Source organism: Xanthomonas sp. XNM01 (assembly GCF_014851915.1).
Lineage (GTDB): Bacteria > Pseudomonadota > Gammaproteobacteria > Xanthomonadales > Xanthomonadaceae > Pseudoxanthomonas.
This window is the reverse complement of sequence record NZ_JACVAP010000004.1, coordinates 340,490-357,102: the sequence shown is the minus strand read 5'-3', so window position 1 is coordinate 357,102 and position 16,613 is coordinate 340,490. Positions and strand designations below refer to the sequence as shown.

At 70.3% G+C, this 16,613-nt stretch carries 16 protein-coding genes; 11 read left to right on the top strand and 5 right to left on the bottom strand.

Translation table 11 applies throughout. From position 1 onward, the window contains the following. Positions 1-381 precede the first annotated feature (381 nt). Positions 382-2,874 carry a methyl-accepting chemotaxis protein gene (locus tag IB242_RS20745; RefSeq protein ID WP_304952519.1) on the bottom strand — a complete coding sequence of 831 codons (2,493 nt, stop codon included), beginning with the start codon at positions 2,872-2,874 and terminating at the stop codon, positions 382-384. A 168-nt stretch (positions 2,875-3,042) separates the two neighbouring features. On the opposite strand from IB242_RS20745, the gene IB242_RS15675 reads away from it, so the two are divergent. From IB242_RS15675 to IB242_RS15665, 3 genes are all read left to right on the top strand, one after another. After that, complete coding sequence (locus IB242_RS15675; protein WP_225540714.1) at positions 3,043-4,143, top strand: hypothetical protein; 1,101 nt, start codon at positions 3,043-3,045, stop codon at positions 4,141-4,143. A gap of 275 nt (positions 4,144-4,418) precedes the next feature. Then, entirely contained in the window at positions 4,419-4,652 is a 234-nt protein-coding gene (locus tag IB242_RS15670) for a hypothetical protein (RefSeq protein WP_192281555.1), read from the top strand. 93 nt (positions 4,653-4,745) lie between these two features. Then, positions 4,746-6,296, top strand: a complete 1,551-nt coding sequence (locus IB242_RS15665) for a S41 family peptidase (protein WP_192281551.1) — start codon at positions 4,746-4,748, stop codon at positions 6,294-6,296. A 171-nt stretch (positions 6,297-6,467) separates the two neighbouring features. Here the strand turns inward: IB242_RS15665 and IB242_RS15660 are convergent, their stop codons facing one another. Continuing rightward, a complete protein-coding gene (locus tag IB242_RS15660) occupies positions 6,468-6,953 on the bottom strand; it encodes a pyridoxamine 5'-phosphate oxidase family protein (protein ID WP_192281548.1) in 486 nt (161 codons plus the stop codon). Between the two features lie 253 nt (positions 6,954-7,206). Next, entirely contained in the window at positions 7,207-8,385 is a 1,179-nt protein-coding gene (locus IB242_RS15655) for a hypothetical protein (RefSeq protein WP_192281545.1), read from the bottom strand. 501 nt (positions 8,386-8,886) lie between these two features. On the opposite strand from IB242_RS15655, the gene IB242_RS15650 reads away from it, so the two are divergent. Then, positions 8,887-9,354: a DUF4126 family protein gene (locus IB242_RS15650; RefSeq protein WP_192281543.1), complete on the top strand. Its 468-nt coding sequence runs from the start codon at positions 8,887-8,889 to the stop codon at positions 9,352-9,354. Positions 9,355-9,513: 159 nt separating this feature from the next. Next, complete coding sequence (locus IB242_RS15645) at positions 9,514-9,708, top strand: hypothetical protein (RefSeq protein ID WP_192281540.1); 195 nt, start codon at positions 9,514-9,516, stop codon at positions 9,706-9,708. A gap of 464 nt (positions 9,709-10,172) precedes the next feature. Here the strand turns inward: IB242_RS15645 and IB242_RS15640 are convergent, their stop codons facing one another. Next, complete coding sequence (locus IB242_RS15640; protein ID WP_192281537.1) at positions 10,173-10,949, bottom strand: NAD(P)H-dependent oxidoreductase; 777 nt, start codon at positions 10,947-10,949, stop codon at positions 10,173-10,175. 87 nt (positions 10,950-11,036) lie between these two features. Here IB242_RS15640 and IB242_RS15635 point away from each other — a divergent pair, with 87 nt between their 5' ends. Continuing rightward, positions 11,037-11,987, top strand: coding sequence for a LysR family transcriptional regulator (locus IB242_RS15635; protein ID WP_192281534.1), 951 nt, complete (start codon positions 11,037-11,039; stop codon positions 11,985-11,987). A gap of 151 nt (positions 11,988-12,138) precedes the next feature. On the opposite strand, the gene IB242_RS15630 is transcribed toward IB242_RS15635, so the two are convergent. Continuing rightward, the gene (locus IB242_RS15630; RefSeq protein WP_192281531.1) at positions 12,139-12,459 is read right to left on the bottom strand and encodes a hypothetical protein; all 321 of its coding nucleotides are present in this window, start codon (positions 12,457-12,459) and stop codon (positions 12,139-12,141) included. A gap of 259 nt (positions 12,460-12,718) precedes the next feature. Here IB242_RS15630 and IB242_RS15625 point away from each other — a divergent pair, with 259 nt between their 5' ends. From IB242_RS15625 to IB242_RS15605, 5 genes are all read left to right on the top strand, one after another. Beyond that, positions 12,719-13,120 (top strand): hypothetical protein, encoded by a 402-nt coding sequence (locus tag IB242_RS15625; protein ID WP_192281528.1) that lies wholly within the window; start codon positions 12,719-12,721, stop codon positions 13,118-13,120. Positions 13,121-13,249: 129 nt separating this feature from the next. Continuing rightward, a complete protein-coding gene (locus IB242_RS15620; RefSeq protein ID WP_192281525.1) occupies positions 13,250-13,990 on the top strand; it encodes an SOS response-associated peptidase family protein in 741 nt (246 codons plus the stop codon). Positions 13,991-14,258: 268 nt separating this feature from the next. Further along, the gene (locus IB242_RS15615; protein ID WP_225540712.1) at positions 14,259-14,516 is read left to right on the top strand and encodes a helix-turn-helix domain-containing protein; all 258 of its coding nucleotides are present in this window, start codon (positions 14,259-14,261) and stop codon (positions 14,514-14,516) included. Positions 14,517-14,548: 32 nt separating this feature from the next. Beyond that, positions 14,549-15,823 (top strand): type II toxin-antitoxin system HipA family toxin, encoded by a 1,275-nt coding sequence (locus tag IB242_RS15610; RefSeq protein ID WP_343237157.1) that lies wholly within the window; start codon positions 14,549-14,551, stop codon positions 15,821-15,823. A gap of 77 nt (positions 15,824-15,900) precedes the next feature. Further along, the gene (locus IB242_RS15605; protein ID WP_192281522.1) at positions 15,901-16,239 is read left to right on the top strand and encodes a hypothetical protein; all 339 of its coding nucleotides are present in this window, start codon (positions 15,901-15,903) and stop codon (positions 16,237-16,239) included. Positions 16,240-16,613: the final 374 nt, after the last annotated feature.

Here is a 16,613-nt window from a genome sequence, read left to right as displayed (position 1 = left end):
GCTGCGGTGCCGCTTCACCGCCGGCGGCGGCGACGCGCCGCCATCGCGCGGGCTGCGCACCGGCGAGCGCTTCGGTGCCGCCCCCCTACGGGGAGCTGGTCGGTCCGGTGACCGGCGGACACCGGGAGGCGACCGGCGCGCGCCCGGGCCTGGCCCGCACCGGCCGCGGACGCGTTGGCGTCCACCCGCAATGCCGCGCTGACCCGGCTCATCGCGTCGACCGACGACGCCGGCCGCCGCGAGGCATGGCGGACCCTGCTGGCGGCGTGACGGCGCTGCGGCCGCACATCGTCGCGGCGCGGCTGGATCCGGACATCCGCGTCCGGTCGCGCTGATCGCCCAGGCGGACGCCGCTCCGGCGTCCGCCCATGGCCGGCCGCGTCAGCCGCGTGCGTCGCGCAGGCGGAAGATCGCCACCGCTTCCTGCAGCGCCTGCGCCTGGCTCTCCATCGAACGCGCGGCGGCGTTGGCCTCCTCCACCAGCGCGGCGTTCTGCTGGGTGGTTTCGTCCATCTGGATCACCGTCTGGCTGACCTGGTCGATGCCGGCGCTCTGCTCCTGCGACGCCGCCGAGATCTCGGCCATGATCTCGGTGACCTGCTGCACCGAGGACACGACCTCCTCCATCGTGCTGCCGGCCCGGCGCACCATCACCGCGCCCTGCTCGACCTGGTCCACCGATGTCTCGATCAGGCCCTTGATCTCTCGGGCGGCATCGGCCGAGCGCTGCGCGAGCGAGCGCACCTCACTGGCGACCACCGCGAAGCCGCGGCCCTGCTCGCCGGCGCGCGCGGCCTCCACCGCCGCGTTCAACGCCAGGATGTTGGTCTGGAAGGCGATCCCGTCGATCACCGAGATGATCTCGCTGATCCGGCGCGAGGAGCCTTCGATGCCGGCCATTGTCTCGACCACCTGCGCCACCACCTCGCCGCCCTGGCGGGCGACGCTGGAGGTGGCCTGGACCAGCGTGTTGGCCTTCTGCGCGTGCTCGGCGTTCTGGCGCACGGTGGAGGTCAGCTCCTCCATCGAGGCGGCGGTCTCCTCCAGGTTGGCGGCCTGCTGCTCGGTGCGGCGCGACAGGTCGTCGTTGCCTGCAGCGATTTCTGCGGCGGCCTCGTTGATCGCGCCGGTGCTGTGCTGGATGCGGCCGACGATGGCGGTCAGCTGCTCGACGGTGGCGTCGGCGTCGGTGCGCATCTGCGCGAACACGCCGTGGAACTCGCCGGACATGCGCGCGGTGAGGTCGCCCGCCGCGATCGCACGCAGCAGCCGCGACAGCTCGGCCAGGTTGGCGTCGGTGGTCTGCATCAGGGTGTTCAGGCCCTGCACCATGCCGCGGAAGTCGTGGTCGAAGGCCTGCGCATCGCCGCGCAGGCTGAAGTTGCCGGCCGCGGCGGCCTGGGCCAGCGCCAGGATCTGCGCGTTGATCGCCTGCAGGTTGCGCTTGGTCACCGCCATCGCATCGCTGATCGCGGCCTTCTCGCCCGGCAGCGCCTGCATGTCCGCGCCCATGTCGCCGACGGCGTAGCGCGACATCACCTCCACCAGCTGGCGCTGCACCTGCACGTGCGCGGCCACCAGCGCATTGGTGCCGGCGACCATGCGGCCGTACTCGCCGGGGAAGCGCGAGGCGTCCATCCGGTAGCTCATCTCGCCGGCGTCGTGGCGCTGGGCCATCTGGTCCTGCGCCTCCATCACCGCACGCAGCTGGCCCTGCATCGTGCCCATCGACTGCAGCAGCTGGCCCATCTCGTCCATGCGCCGCGGTTCGATCCGGCTGTCCAGCCGGCCCGAGGACACGGCGGCCGACACCCGCACCGCCTCGGCCAGCGGCGCCAGCACCTGCCGCCGCAGCAGCACGTGCAGCGCCGCGCTCAGCAGCACCGCCGACAGCGGGCCGACCACCGCGATCACCAGCAGCAGCGCGCGCGCCTGGGCCATGACGTGGCGCTTGGGCACGGTGACGCCCAGCGCGAACACCTCCGGCGCATCGCCCAGGCGCAGCGGCACGAACACGCGCAGCGAGCGGGTGCCACCGATGTCGGCCTCGTCGCTGACCGTCCTGTCTTCCTTCATCGCCGCCAGCACGCGCGCGGTGTCCGCATCGTCGCGGACCTTGCCGACCTCGGCGGCGTCGGCGCTGGCCATGACCGCGCCGAGCGGCGACAGCAGCGTGGCCTGCCCGACATCGAGCGGGCGCAGCGCGGCGATGCGCTCCTGCAGCGCACCGAGCGCGATGGTCACGTTGACCACGCCCAGGAACCGCTCGCCGTCCATGATCGGCGTGCTCAGCGTGGTCATCAGGGTGTCGACCCCGGCCACCGGGTAGTAGTAGGGCTCGATGACCACCGGCGCGTGCGTGCCGCGGCCTTTCAGGTACCAGTCGCCCTCGCCCGGCACGTCGTAGCTGTGCATCGGTTCGCGCACCAGCTCGCCGTTCTGGCGCGACCAGTACACCATGAAGCGGCCGGTGCCATCGTGGCCGTCGGCGCCGACGAACTCCGCGTCCTGGCCGTCGAACGCGTCCGGCTCCCACAGGGTGCTGATGCCCAGCCAGCCCGGCTGCACGCGCAGCTGCTCATGCAGCACCGCGGCGACCGCTTCGCGGCTGAAACCGGGCTTGCCGTGCTGCACGCGCAGGGTGTTGGCCAGGACCGCGCCGGTGTCGAACGCCAGCTCGATCTCGCTGGAGATCTCGCTGGCCTCGTGGTGCGCCACCTCGCGCAGCACGGTCTGCGACGACTCGAGCAGCGCACCGCTGCTGCGCCAGTAGCTGATCGCCGCGGTCAGGCCAAAACACACCAGCGCCAGCAGGCCGGTACCGATCATCAGACGGCCGGCGACGCTGTCGCGGCGGAACAGGGAAACGCGCATGGGGCTACTCGCAGGAGAGGGGCAGCGGCCCGACCGACGCAGGTCCGCTTGGCGAGCGGTATCTGCGTTGCGCGCAGCTTCTTTAGCCCCGCGCCGCGGCCTCATGTCGGCGCCGGCGCGAGCCGCTATAGTGCGCGCCCGCCACGACCGCCCGATGACAGGACGACGATGAAGACCGCAGCCCGACTCCTGGCCATGCTGGCCGCCGCCTGGTGGATGCCGGGCCATGCGCAGGCTGCGGACGGCTCGTCGGCCGCTCCGCATTTCGACCTCGGTGGCGCGGTGCGCTTCAACTACGGCTGGCTGGACTACGGCCCCACCCAGGGGCTGGACCTGGAGCTGCTGCGCGTGGACCTCGACGCCGGCACCGGGCCGCTGTTCGTGTCGGCCCAGCACCGCTGGTACGACGGGTTCGACGCGGTGCACCACGCCTACGTCGGCTGGAACGCGACCGACGCGCTGGTGCTGAAGGCCGGCATCCAGCAGGTGCCGTTCGGACTGCTGCCCACCGCCTCGCACAGTTTCTGGTTCGGCTCGGGCTACTACCTGGGCATCGAGGACGACTACGACCCGGGCGTGGTGCTCAGCCACGGCCGCGACGGGCACACCGTGCACTTGGGCTGGTTCTCCGGTGACGAGTACGGCGACGGTGCCCGCAGCGCGCGCTACTCGTTCGACGTGGCGCAGACGCCGGAGCATCCCTACCGCGAGCAGGACAGGGTCCACCTGCGCTACGAGCGCAGCAGCGACTGGGCCGGCGGCACCCTGCTGCTCGGCGGGTCCGCGTTCTCCGGCCACGTGCTCGACGTCGGCAGCCGCCGTCGCCACGGCCACCACGGCGCCGCGCTGCACGCCCAGTGGACGCAAGGCGGCTGGACCACCCAGCTGCAGTGGGCCCGCTACCGGTACGACGTGCCCGGCGAACGCATCGCGATGTCGGCCTTCCTGGCGCCGTTCGAGATCGCGGCCGAAGCCGACGTGCCGACCGCCAACGTGGCCTACTCGTTCGGCAAGCGCGGCTGGCTGGACGATGTCACCTGCTACAACAACCTGAGCATGACCGCGCCGGTGCATGCCGGCCCGGGTGTCCGCGAGTCCTGGCAGAACGTCAGCGGCTGCAGCCTGCAGAAGGGCCCCATGCTGACCTACATGGACTGGATCGCCGGCAGGAACATGTGGTTCGCCGGCGGCAACGGCATCGCGATCGACGATGGCGACCGCGCACGCTGGCATTCGCGCTTCAACCTCAACGTCGGCTTCTACTTCTGACCTTCGCACCCGTCGCCATCGCCGCGGCGAGTGCACGAAAGCTCAGGGCGCGTCCAGGACGTGGCGGCGCACGGTGCCGACGCATGCGCCATGGCCAAAGCGTGTACAGTGGTTCCCTGCTCGATGACCTGCCGGACACCCGGCATCAGGTTTCCGTTCAGAGGCCGGCAGTGTGTCCTCCTGCCGCGATTCTCCAGAAGCGGAAGACCCGCAGAGTCCACCATGCTCCTCCACGAAAGCCGGCAACGACGCGGTGCCACCGCGTGTGGTCGCCCATGAAACGCAGCATCGACGGGTTCGCCCTGACCGCCAGCGCGATGAAAGGCGAGGCCCATGACTTCTGGTTCGGCGTCATCACGGTCGAGCGCGGCGGGCGGCGCGTCACCCACCGGTTCGAACAGACCTTCTTCAGAACCCGTGGCAGCGCCGAGGCGTACGCCATGGAGATGGTGACGCGCGTCGACCGGGTCGATCCGGACCATGCGCTGCGCTTCGCACCCAGACCCTGATCCGGCGGCGATGAACGCATGCGCTGTGCCGGAGCACGGGGCGGGAGCGTGCCTGCGGTATCGTCTGCGTCCCATCGGCGACGCATCGTGACCATGATCCTGCCGCCCCGCCTGCTGCTGACCGTGCTGGTACTTGGCACCGTGCTGCCCGGCCATGCCACCGCGGTGGACGGCGCCACCGGGGACGGCCCGACGCTCTCGCCCGCACAGGCACGCGACGACGTGCAGCTGGCCATCGACGTGGCCGAGGCCGCGCTGCCGGACCTCCACTGGCATCAGCCGCCCGGCGGCTGGGAGGCAGCCAGGACGCGCGCACTGCAGGATGCGGCGGCGTCCGACGATGCCATGGACGTCTACGTGGCCGTGGCCAGGCTGATGGCCCACGTCCGCGAAGGACATCTGGACGTAGCCCCAAGCGACGCCGCACGCGACTGGCAGCGCGCGCATGCACGGCTGCTGCCGCTGGACCTGCACTGGAGCGGCAAAGGCATCTTCGTCAGCGGCACGCATGGCGATGCGCGGGCGGTTCCGGTCGGCAGCCGGGTGGAGTCGATCAATGGCGAGCCGGCCGATGCCCTGCTGGACGAGCTGGCGTCGCTGTCCGCCCGCGACGGCGACATCCTCACCGGGACGATGCGCGAGTGCCCCGGCCGCTGCTACGCCGTGCTGCGCCATCGCATCCGTGGCGACGAGACCGGCTTCGCGCTGCGCTACCGCACGCCCGACGGCCGCTCCGGCCAGGCCCGGCTGTCCCCGCACCCGATGCGCGAGCGGCCGCCCGCACCCGGGCGCGCGCGCAGGATCGCCACGCTGGAGTGGGTCGCACCCGGCATTGCCTACCTCGAGGTGTCCACCTTCTCCAACCGCATCTACCGTGAAGCCGGCACCAGCTTCCGGGCGGTGATCCAGCGCCTGTTCGAGGAGATCCACGAGGGCGGCGCGGACCGGCTGATCCTGGACCTGCGCGAGAACGGCGGCGGTTCCGAGCCGAACGAGGCCATCCTCTACTCCCACTTGGTCGCCGAGCCGCTGCAGCGCTATCGCTCGGTCGAGGCGCGCGGACGGATGCTGTCGGTGACGAGTCCGGCCGGCACCACGCTCACGCACGAAGTGTTCGACGCGGAGGAGATGGCGTTCCAGCAGCCGCTTGCGGACGGCCGCCTGGGCCGCCGCAACCTGCCGCCCGAAGGCCTGATGAGCCACTGGGAGCGCGCCGCGCCGGTCTACACGGGCCGCCTGGCCATCCTCATCGGCGGCCGCACGTTCTCCGGCGGCGCCGAACTGGCGGCGATGCTGCGCCATGTCGGGCGTGGCGTGTTCGTCGGCGAGGAGACCGGCGGCACCTACGAGGGCAACACCAGCGGTTACAGCTGGGACGTGACCCTGCCGCACAGCGGCGTGACCCTCGGCATGCCGCTGCTGCGCTTCCGCTTCGACTGGGATGCCGCCATTGCCGGGCGCGGCGTGCTGCCGGACTGCGACGTGGCGCCGCGCGTCTCCGAGAACGGTCTGTCGCGGGACCGTGCCTGGCATGCGGCGCTGGCGCTGGTGCAGCACGATGCCGATCCGCGCGGCGCCTGCCCTGCGGATGCGGCGGCCGGCGCTCCACCGCACCAGCGTCCGCCAGGGCGGTCGCGGCACTGACGCGGACGCGTCAACGCCGCCACCCCCGAAAACCGCATGCTCCGCCGTGAGCCGGGTCCGTCATCGCCCGCGGCATGCGCGGCGCACGCGCCCTCGTGCAGTCCCCCGCGGCGATGGCGTAAGCCGGGCCAGGCGAGATTCCACACCGCCCGACCCGGCCCGCACTCCGCCCTAGTCCAGATCGACCTTGGCCACCTTGTCGCGGTAATCCTTCTTCGGGTCGATGCCCATCAGCATCTTCACCCCGGCCAGCAGGTTGTTCTCGTTCAACCACACCTCGCCCTGGTCGGGATCGAGGCGCAGCAGGGCCAGTTTCGGATCGTCCTTGCCCTCGTACCAGGCGGCGACGAAGGGGTTCCAGAGGCGCTCGACCACCGCGCGGTCGGTGTCGGCCTGCAGCACGCCGCCGATGCTCGCGAACAGCCCATGCCCCTTGGCCGCGAAGGCCGCGGTGGCACGCTGCGGCGTGGTCACCGACTTCAGCAGGGCGTTGTCGGTGGAGGTGAAGAACCAGATCGGCCCGTGTTCGTCATGTTCGAGCTGGGCGGTCATCGGCCGGGTGTGGCCGCCTTCCAGGCCGTCCACCCCCAGCATCACGGTCATGTCGGATTTCAGGGCCTTCCAGAACTTCTTTTCCAGTTCGTCGGGGGTCGCCATCGTGCTCGCTCCAGGGACAGGGACGCCCACTTGGCGCCTTGCCCGGTCGCGCGGGCGTGAATCCACCGGCGGGTGGCGCACGTCGTGGCGACGGACCAGCCGGGTCGCACCATGCACGTCAGCCACCTGCCTGCTACCTGCGCGACGCCTGCTCTGCCGATGCCCGCGCCGATGAAGGTCCCGTGTCTCCGGCCTCCGCACACCAGCGATGTCGCCCACCGACGCACGCGTCGGCCCCGGCACGCAGCAGGGATCACTTCGCGGCGCGCTGCCAGTACCCCGTCAGCTGGGCGCGCTGGCGCGGGCTCAACCCCTCACCGGCGCGGGCCAGCATCAGCGCGGACAGCCGCTCGTCGCCCTCGGCACGCGCCTCGCGCGCGGCTTCGAGATGCGCACGCTGGCGCACGCCGAGGTTGCCGTAGGGGTCGAACCAGGAATCGACCCGCGCGGCGTCCTTGACCCCGGTCCAGGCGAACCTCGCGTCTCCGGCCGCGTCGGCGATGGCGCGATACCGGGCGATCGCCGCACGCCGGTCGATCCGGCCCTGGCGCAGTTCCAGGCGGGTCCGGAACAGGCGCACCTCGGGCGTGTCGCCCTCGGCTTCCATCGCCTGCACGGCACGTTCGACGAACGCCAGGTCCACCGCGTCGGTGGACGACTGCGCGCCGAGCAGGTTGAAGCTGGCGATCGCGACCCGGTACGCGTGGCGATCGTGCGCCTGCAGCGCCCGTGCATCGGGCACGCCGAAGTGCGAGGGCTGCACGATGGCCAGCGCCGGATCCCTGGCCAGCACGTCCTCGATGTCGTGCTTGTGGAACTCGCCCACGACCACCACCACGGTGCCGCCCGGGTGCGCCTTCGCCGCGGCGGCCACGCGCCTGGCCTGCAGGAAGGTGCGGTACAGGTACAGGCGACGCGGCAGGTCGTGCTGCGCATCGGTCGCCGGCGTCGTCGCCCACGCATGCACCCTGGCCAGGTTGGCGCGCTCGTCGGCATGGAACAGCGTGCGCCCCAGCGCCTGCGGCCCGAACGTCAGGAACTGCTGGAAACCGGCCTGCGGCCGGAGCTCGGGCGGCTGCTCCAGATCGAGGCCGAATCCCAGCAGCGCGTCCTCCTGCGGCGGCATCCAGTCGATCGGGCACAGGGCGATGCCCTGGCGCCGCGCATACGGCACCACCACGTCCTGCACCTCGTAGGTGAACTCGTAGAAGTCGTTGCGCGCGAATGCCTCCGGACTGCGCTCGATACAGATGGCGTCGGCGCCGGTGCTGGCCAGGAACGCCTCCAGATGGGCGGGCGAATCCTGCGCGGCCACCAGCTGCACCGCATGGTCGACGCCGAGCACGACCACGCGGGTGCGCGTGGCGTCATCGGCCGACAGTGCGTGCAATGGCAGGACGGAAGCGAGCAGCAGGACGAACGTGCGGAGCATGGCGGTCGGGATTTCGCGGAGAGGGGCTGCATGATCGCGATCGACAGTGCAGCGGACACATGCCGGAAGTCCCGGACGACTTGACGTGCGTTCACCGATGTCCGGTTGCGGACGCGCATGCCCGGTTTCGGACGTGTTTTCGTTGCATTTACAGCTCCGTCCGCATGTCGTTCGCCGTGATGCCGGGGGAGCGTCATCGCCATCGACGCTTCGCGTGCATGGCATGGAACACAGCCGCTCGGTCTGCGGAAGCGGCCCTGCTGCTGCCACGTCCACCGTCGATGTCGAGTGCAGGCTCCACCGGCGGTGCACCCGCCGCACCGGCCACTCGTCCGTCCGATGCCATCACACCGGACCGGCCCTACCCGCCACCGGCAGCCGCACCCCGCACACTTTCCGTCCGCAGCGTTGTCATCGCGCACACGCCCGCGCGCCTACCGTTGGCCGGCAGCGCGACGTCGACGCGGCGTCGCTTCCGTCCAACCGCACGAGGATCCTCCCATGGCACTGATCCACGCGATCCTGATGGGCGCCGTCGCGGGCATGCGGGCGATGACGCCCCTGGCCGCGGTCGCCAATGCCGCGCGCAGCGGCACCCTGCCACGCGACAACGGTGCGCCGCGCCTGCTCGCCAATCCGCTGGCCAGCGCCGGCATGCTTGCGCTGGCCGGTGGCGAACTGATCGGCGACAAGATGAAGACCGCGCCGGACCGCATCGTGCCGGCCGGCATGGTCGCCCGCGTCGCCACCGGCATGATCGCCGGCGCCGCACTCGCCCCACGCAGGCAGCGTGGCCTCGCGGCCCTGCTCGGTGCGGGCGTCGCCGTCGGCGCCGCCTACCTGACCTTCGACCTGCGCATGCGGGCCCTGCGCCGCTACGGACAGACGCCCACCGGCGCGGTGGAAGACGCCATCGCCGTCGCCGCTGCGGCACTGATCGCCCAGGATGCGGCCAGGCGGGAACACTGAACCGCAGCGTTGCCACCAGGCGACGCAGCGCGCATCCGGCATGGTCCAGGCGTGCGACACCATGCATGCCCGGCCGATGTCCCACGACTCCGTGGGCGTTCCACCTGCATCCGGCCCGTGCACGTCCGTGCGGGCCGGTGCCCCCACCGGAAGATGGCCATGACGCCACTCGACAGACCGCTGCGCCGCGAAGTCGCCATCGACGGGCGCCCATACACGCTCACCCTCGACACCGATGGCCTGAAGCTGGTCGAAAAGGGCAAGCGCAAGGGCGTGACGCTGCGATGGACCGACCTGGTCAATGGCGACGCTGCATTGGCGTCCGCACTGCAGGCCTCGCTCGCCGCATCCTGAACGGCGCGCAGCCGCGCATCGCCCGGGCTCCCGACGACGGCAGGCAGCCAGGTCAGTGTCCGCGTTCCACGCCGGCACGCCGCCGGTGCGCGCTGTGTCCCGGTCCAGCAGCATGACCGGCCTGCGCAGCGCGGCATGGCTGGCGGTGTGGTGGCTCCGGCAGCGTGCACCGGCTTCCGGTGACCCCGCCTCCCGGAACGCATCATGCCGATCGGTCCCGTCTTCGCGCGAACCAGCTCGCGGACGCGCCGGCACCGGCTGCGGCACGATCATGCAGCGCGTCCTCAGCGGACAGGCTGGTGGTCGTGCCCGCCCCGGGCCGGGACGCTGGCGCGCTCCCGCTCCGCACGCGGACATGCCCGGCGGCAGCGATCCGGTCGACAGCCGGCATTGCACCGGTAGACGCCGTGCCACTCCAGGCACTGTCCTGACCGATATGCCGGCCAGCCATGCGGCCTACCATCTCAGGCCAGGTGCGCGGCGAAGCCGGTGACCTCCGGTGCGACCTCGGGCTTCAGCGTCAACGAAGGAATCGCGTAGTCGCCGCCGTTCTGCCGGCGAAACGGAATCGGCGTCGTGGTCTGCAGCGCATCAAGCCGGGCAGCGAGCGCCACGCAGGTCGCCTCGAAGCGCGCCGCGTCCATCCTGCCGGTGCGGTAGACCACGAACGGCGGCAGCACATCGAAGCCCGGGTAATGCAGGGTGCCGTGCTGGATCGGGAACAGCAGGTCGTCGATCGGTCCGTTGATGCCGCGCGCACCGTAGTGCGGCTCCCAGCCACCGGCGGTAACCACCAGCATCGCGCGCTTGCCGGCCAGCGTGCCCTCGCCGTACCGGTCGCCCCAGTGCGTGTCCGAGTGCTCGCCCACGCCGTAGGCGAACCCGCAGGCGTACACGCGCTCCACCCAGCCCTTGAGGATGGCCGGCATCGAGAACCACCACAGCGGAAACTGCAGCAGCACCGCATCCGCCCAGCGCAGTTTCTCCTGCTCGGCGGCGATGTCCGGACGCTGCCGCCCCTGCACGAACGCGCGCAACGAATCCTGCGACGGGTCGAAGCGTTCACCGGCCGGGCCGTCCAGGCCGTCGTCGCGGTCCAGCAGCGGTTTCCACCGCATCGCGTACAGGTCCGACACCTGCACCGCATGCCCGCACGACTGCAGGTGCCGGACCGCGAAGTCCTTCAGGGCGCCATTGAGCGACAGCGGTTCGGGATGGGCGTAGACGATCAGGATGTTCATGCATGGCAGGCCGTGGCAGGGGGAGCATCCACGCTAGCCACTGCCGGGCTATAGTCGAAATGGATTTTCGTGATTCCCGGTATCACCATGATCGATATCAGGCGACTGGACCTCAACCTGCTGGTCACCCTCGACACCTTGCTGAGCGAGCGCAACGTCACCCGCGCCGCCGAGCGCCTGCACCTCGCGCAGCCCTCGGTCAGCGCGCAGCTGGCGCGATTGCGCGGCATGCTGGACGACCCGCTGCTGCTGCCCGGGCCACGCGGCATGCGCCCCACCGCGCGCGCCGAAGCCCTGCACGCGCCACTGCGGGCCGCACTCGATGCACTGGGCGAGGCCGTGGCGCCGCAGGCAGCGTTCGATCCCGCCGCCGCCACGCTGACCTGGCACGTGGCCGCCAGCGACTACGCGGCCACCACCATCGTGCTGCCCGCACTGCAGGCGCTGCGCAACGTGGCGCCAGGCATTCGCCTGGCCATCCACGAGATGGTCCCGCGGCAGCTCGCCGCGCAGGCCGACAACGGCCGGATCGACCTGGCCTTCCATACCGAAGACGATGCGCCCGGCGGCCTGCGCCAGCGCGCCCTGTTCGACGAGCGCTACGTGCTGGTCGGACGCGCCGACCATCCCGCTCTGCGGCGCCGCCCCACCCTGGCGCGGTTCTGCGCGCTGGACCACGTGATCGTCTCGCCCGACGGCGGCGGCTTCCGCGGTGCCACCGACGCAGCGCTCGACACCGTGGGCGCGCAACGCCGCGTCGCGCTGTCGGTCCCACACTTCCTGTTCGTGCCCGCCGCCCTTGCATGCACCGACCTGGTGGCGGTGCTGCCCGAACGCCTGGTGCGCGGACAGCCCGCGCTGAAGGCCGTGCCGCCGCCGGTCGCCGTGCCCGGCTACCGCATGGCCATGCTCTGGCACGAACGCGTGCATCGCGACCCCGCGCATCGCTGGCTGCGGGAATTCATCGCGGGCCAGTGCCAGGACGATGGGCGTCGCCTGCACAGCAAAGAGGCGGCGCCATCGGCTTTCCCACAATGAAAGACATCACGGCGCCCACCAGCACTCACGCATCGCGGGAATCGCGCGCGGGGCACCGCAGCAGACAGTCGATCCCACATCTGCACATTGAGGCGCGGCGCGACCGGCCGACCTGACCGCAGCGCAGGATGCATCTCCCTGCCGCAACCTCTCACTCCGCGTAGCGGCGGACGCCGGTGGAGATGTCGTACAGGGTCTGGCTGAAGGGCAGTCGCAGCAGCACGACGCCCTGGAGGTTGGTCTCGCCCACGATGGCCAGCCGGCAGAACACCGAGACGGCGCCGTACTGACGCAGGCAGACGCCATCGGCGCTGTCGATGAACCGGGTGCGGTCGGTGCGCAGCATCACCAGCGTGCTGCCCTCGGGCGCCGTGGAGATCGGCTGGGTGACGAAGAGCGTCAGCTGCGTGCAGGCAACGACCAGCAGCAGGACAAGGACCGCCAGCAGGCTGATGCGCGTCTTTCGGCTCATGGTCTCCCTTCTGTGCTCCTGGACGTGGCGCTGCCTGGGACGCACCCAGCGCGCCCCTCGGCATGATTCCGCCAGCGGCGTCCGCGTGGCGTCAGCAGAAGGGTCCAGCGCATGCCAGCTCCCTGCGGCATCATGGCCGCACGGCGACAGCAGAGCGCGCCGTTCCACGATCCCGCGCGGCAAAACGTGGCACTGCACGCCGACTCGCCACCGCAGTGCCTTGCCCCAGGCCTCCCGCCTCCCATTCGACAACGTCCCGATGGAATCCTCCCTGCAGGCTGCACTCCGCCGATTCCTCCAGGCCCACCACGAGGCGGACCTCGTGGAAGCCGTCATCGACACCTCGGTCGGTACGCCCTGGCTGAACCTGTGGGCGTGGCGCCTCCATCCGGACACGTCGCTGGATAAGATCCTCGGGCGGGTCGATGCCGCGCAGGACTGGGGACTGCTCGAGGACATCGTCGACGAGCTGGGCAGTTCGACCTTCGAGATCGCGCTGGCCGGGGTGTATCCGCACTGGCCCGAGGCCATCGCACAGGGCGACCAGGGGTTGATCCGGATGCTGGAAGCCGCAGCGGCCGGGCTGCCGGCGCATCCGCGGATCCTCTTCCACCACGTCGACGCCTTCCCGGCGATCTCCATCCGCCCGGCACGCGGGTGACGACGGCGCCACGCCTGGCCTGCCCCGGCAGGACCGAGGTGCCCCGATTGATGAAGACGACTGCCCGCGCCGCACCAGAACCACGCGTGGTCCACGACGGACTCACGACACCGCGCCCAAGCTTGCCGCATGCGCCGATTCGCCCAGGCCTTCGCCGACGTCGATGTGCTGCCGATCGGTCTGCCCGACGAGGTGGCTGCCGCACTGGCGGGCGCACCCGACCGCTACAACATCGGCAAGGGCAAGCCCGCCTGCGTCCTGGCGATGGCCGACCCGGGCGGCGCCGTTGCGGCGGACATGGCCTGGGGCCTGGTGCCTCGCTGGTCCAGGGAGCCGGCCACCCGCTACACGACGGTCACCGCGCGCCTGGAGCGCGCGCCGACGAGCCGCGTCTTCGCCCAGGCCTGGAAGCAGCGTCCCTGCGTCGTGCCGATGTCCGGCTACTACAAGTGGGCCCGCCAGCACCCGCCGCCGTGGCCGCACTTCATCCAGCGCAGCGATGGCCTGGCACTGCTGGCGGCCGGTCTCTGGGAGCGCTGGGACGATGCTGAAACCGGCGCATCGCTGCTGAGTTTCACCATCCTCACCGGCCCCAACCCGGCCATTCCGTCGCCACTCACCAAGGACGGCCCGGTCTTCCTCGATCCGTCCCTCGCCCTGCGCTGGCTGGCCGGCGACATCACCTCGCCGGCCACGCTGGCGCGTCGTGCCCTGCAGCCCGCACTGGAGAGCTACCCGGTGAGCCGCCGCATCCACGATCCCGCGCTCGATGACTACACGCTGCTGGAGCCGGCGGATCCGGTCGCGGAAGCCGCATCACGGTTGGAGGAGGAAGAAGCGTCCTGGGACGATGCGGATGCCGACGACTGACCGCCGCCGGATACGACGGGATCGAAGCGAGCCGGGGAATGCGTCGGCAGCCGCATCGGGACACGGCGCCTCTTCGACACCGGGCCCCGGAGTGACGCTCGCCGAAGGCTCTTCTCGAGGAATGCCGCCCGGGCAAACGTAAGCACCCAACCCGTCAGCGGTGAGAGACCGTGCGCACCAGCCGAAATCATCGGTATTGACACATAAAGTTAGGTTATTCGCCAGATCCGATGTTGACGACTTATCGGAATCAGCGCATGTTCCTGCCATGGACGCCACCATGCACAACCTCGCCCGCACGCCCCAGCAGATCGGGTCCATCATCCGGCGCAACCGCAAACGCCTCGGCATCAGCCAGCGCGAACTCGGTGAGCGCGCGGGCCTGCGGCAGGAAACGATCTCGCTGATCGAAACCGGCAATCCGGCCACGCGACTGGACACGCTGCTGTCGGTGCTGGCCGCTCTCGATCTGGAATGCCGGATCGGTGGGCGCAGCCGCGGATTCGATCCCCAGGATCTGATCTGATGGCCCGAACCCGCCAGCATCCGCCGCTGCGCGTGCACCAGAACGACCGGCTGGTCGGGCATCTGCTGAAAGAGCCCAGTGGCGCGATCGCGTTTCACTACGACCGCACATGGCTGGACAACGACAAGGCTTTTCCGGTCTCGCTGTCGCTGCCACTGCGCGAAGAACCATGGCGCGGCGAGCCGGTCGCGGCGGTGTTCGAGAACCTGCTGCCGGACTCGGACGGAGTGCGCAGGCGTGTGGCCGAGAAGGTCGGGGCCGCCGGCACCGATGCGTACAGCCTGCTGGCAGCCATCGGCAGGGACTGTGTCGGCGCACTGCAGTTCATCGCCGGCGATGCGCCCGCGGAAAGCATCGCCGGGATCACCGCAGAGCCGATCGACGACCAGGCCATCGAACGGCTGCTTGCGTCGCTCGCTCAGGCTCCACTGGGCTTGAGCCGGGACGACGATTTCCGCATCTCGATCGCCGGCGCGCAGGAAAAGACCGCTCTGCTGCGGATGGATGGCAAGTGGTTCAAACCGCATGGCACCACACCGACCACACACCTGTTCAAGCCCCAGATCGGCCGACTTCCGAACGGCATCGACCTGTCCAACAGCGTCGAGAACGAGTTCTACTGCCTGCAGTTGCTGCGACACCTCGGCCTGCCGGTCAACAAGGCCGAGATCGCGACGTTCGGCCAGACCAGGGCGCTGGTGGTCGAACGCTTCGACCGGATCTGGAGCAGTGGCCGCCTCATCCGCCTGCCGCAGGAGGACTGCTGCCAGGCGCTGTCGGTACCACCAACGCGCAAGTACCAGAGCCACGGGGGCCCCGGCATCGGCCACATCATCGAGCTGCTCAAGGGTGCCGATTCACCAGCCCACGACCAGCGCACCCTGCTGCAGGCGCAGCTGGTCTTCTGGCTGATCGGTGCCACGGATGGTCATGCCAAGAACTTCAGTGTCTTCCTGTATCCCCGCGGGGGCTACGCGCTGACGCCGCTGTACGACGTGCTGAGCGCGCAGCCGAGCATTGCCGCGCGCCAGATCGAACGCAAGCAGATGAAGCTCGCCATGTCGGTCGGCAACGGCAACCACTACCGCATCGACGACATCCAGACGCGGCATTTCTTCCAGACCGGCGAAGCCGCGCACCTGCCGCCTTCGCTGGTCACCAGTGCAATCGAGGGCGTTGCTGAACGTATCGATGGCGCACTCGCATCGCTCGAAGCCGAACTCCCGATGGATTTCCCGCCGGCACTGCATGAGACGGTCAGTGCGGGTGTGAAGCGTCGGATGCGGGTGCTGCTGGCTGGATCGTGACGACACCGTTGGCATCGTCCACGGGGCGCCGCCGGAGCAGCTGGTCCGAATGGCGTTGCACCTGTCATGCTGCCGCGATGAAGGCATTCGCACTCATCGCGGCACTGGCGGCATCGCCCGCAACTCCCAGCCCCACGGCACCGGCGAACCCGGAGACCGGCGCCACGCCTTCCGGCCTGTACATGGGCATGGACTACGCCCGGGCACGGCACCTGCTGCTGGACGAAGGCTGGGCCGTCCAGCCGCACGACTACGAAGGGCGCGCGCCCATCGAGCGCTATCCGGAGCTGGATTGCGGCAATGGCTGGCAGGCGATCTGCACCGTGGGCTACGGCAAGGACGGCCGCACGCTGTTCCTGACCCTGGATCCCAGGACAGATGACGCGCTGACAGTGGTGGGTGCGGATACGTTGTAGAGGCAGCGGCGACTCGCGTTGCAGTGTGCAGATCAACGGCGCCAATGGAGCTGTGCTGTCGCTGTACACCCGTAGCCTACGTGACGGGAAATCGCCCTGGATGGGCGCATGCACCCGCCTTGATGAAGCAGGCACATCCCCGAGAGGATCGCCGCACGATGCGCGCCTGGTGAACTGCTGAGAGGAGGTTGGATGCCAGGTCGACAAGTAATCGCAAGCACGACTGGGTTTCCTCGCCTTTCGCTTGCCACCATGCAACAGGCCACAGCCGAGTCGTAGCCTGTCCGGCATTGATCGGCATGTGCCGAGACAGCGACTCGACCGCCGCACGAAGAGGACGGCAGTCGAGTCCGCCTGGTGGCCGACGCTGATCC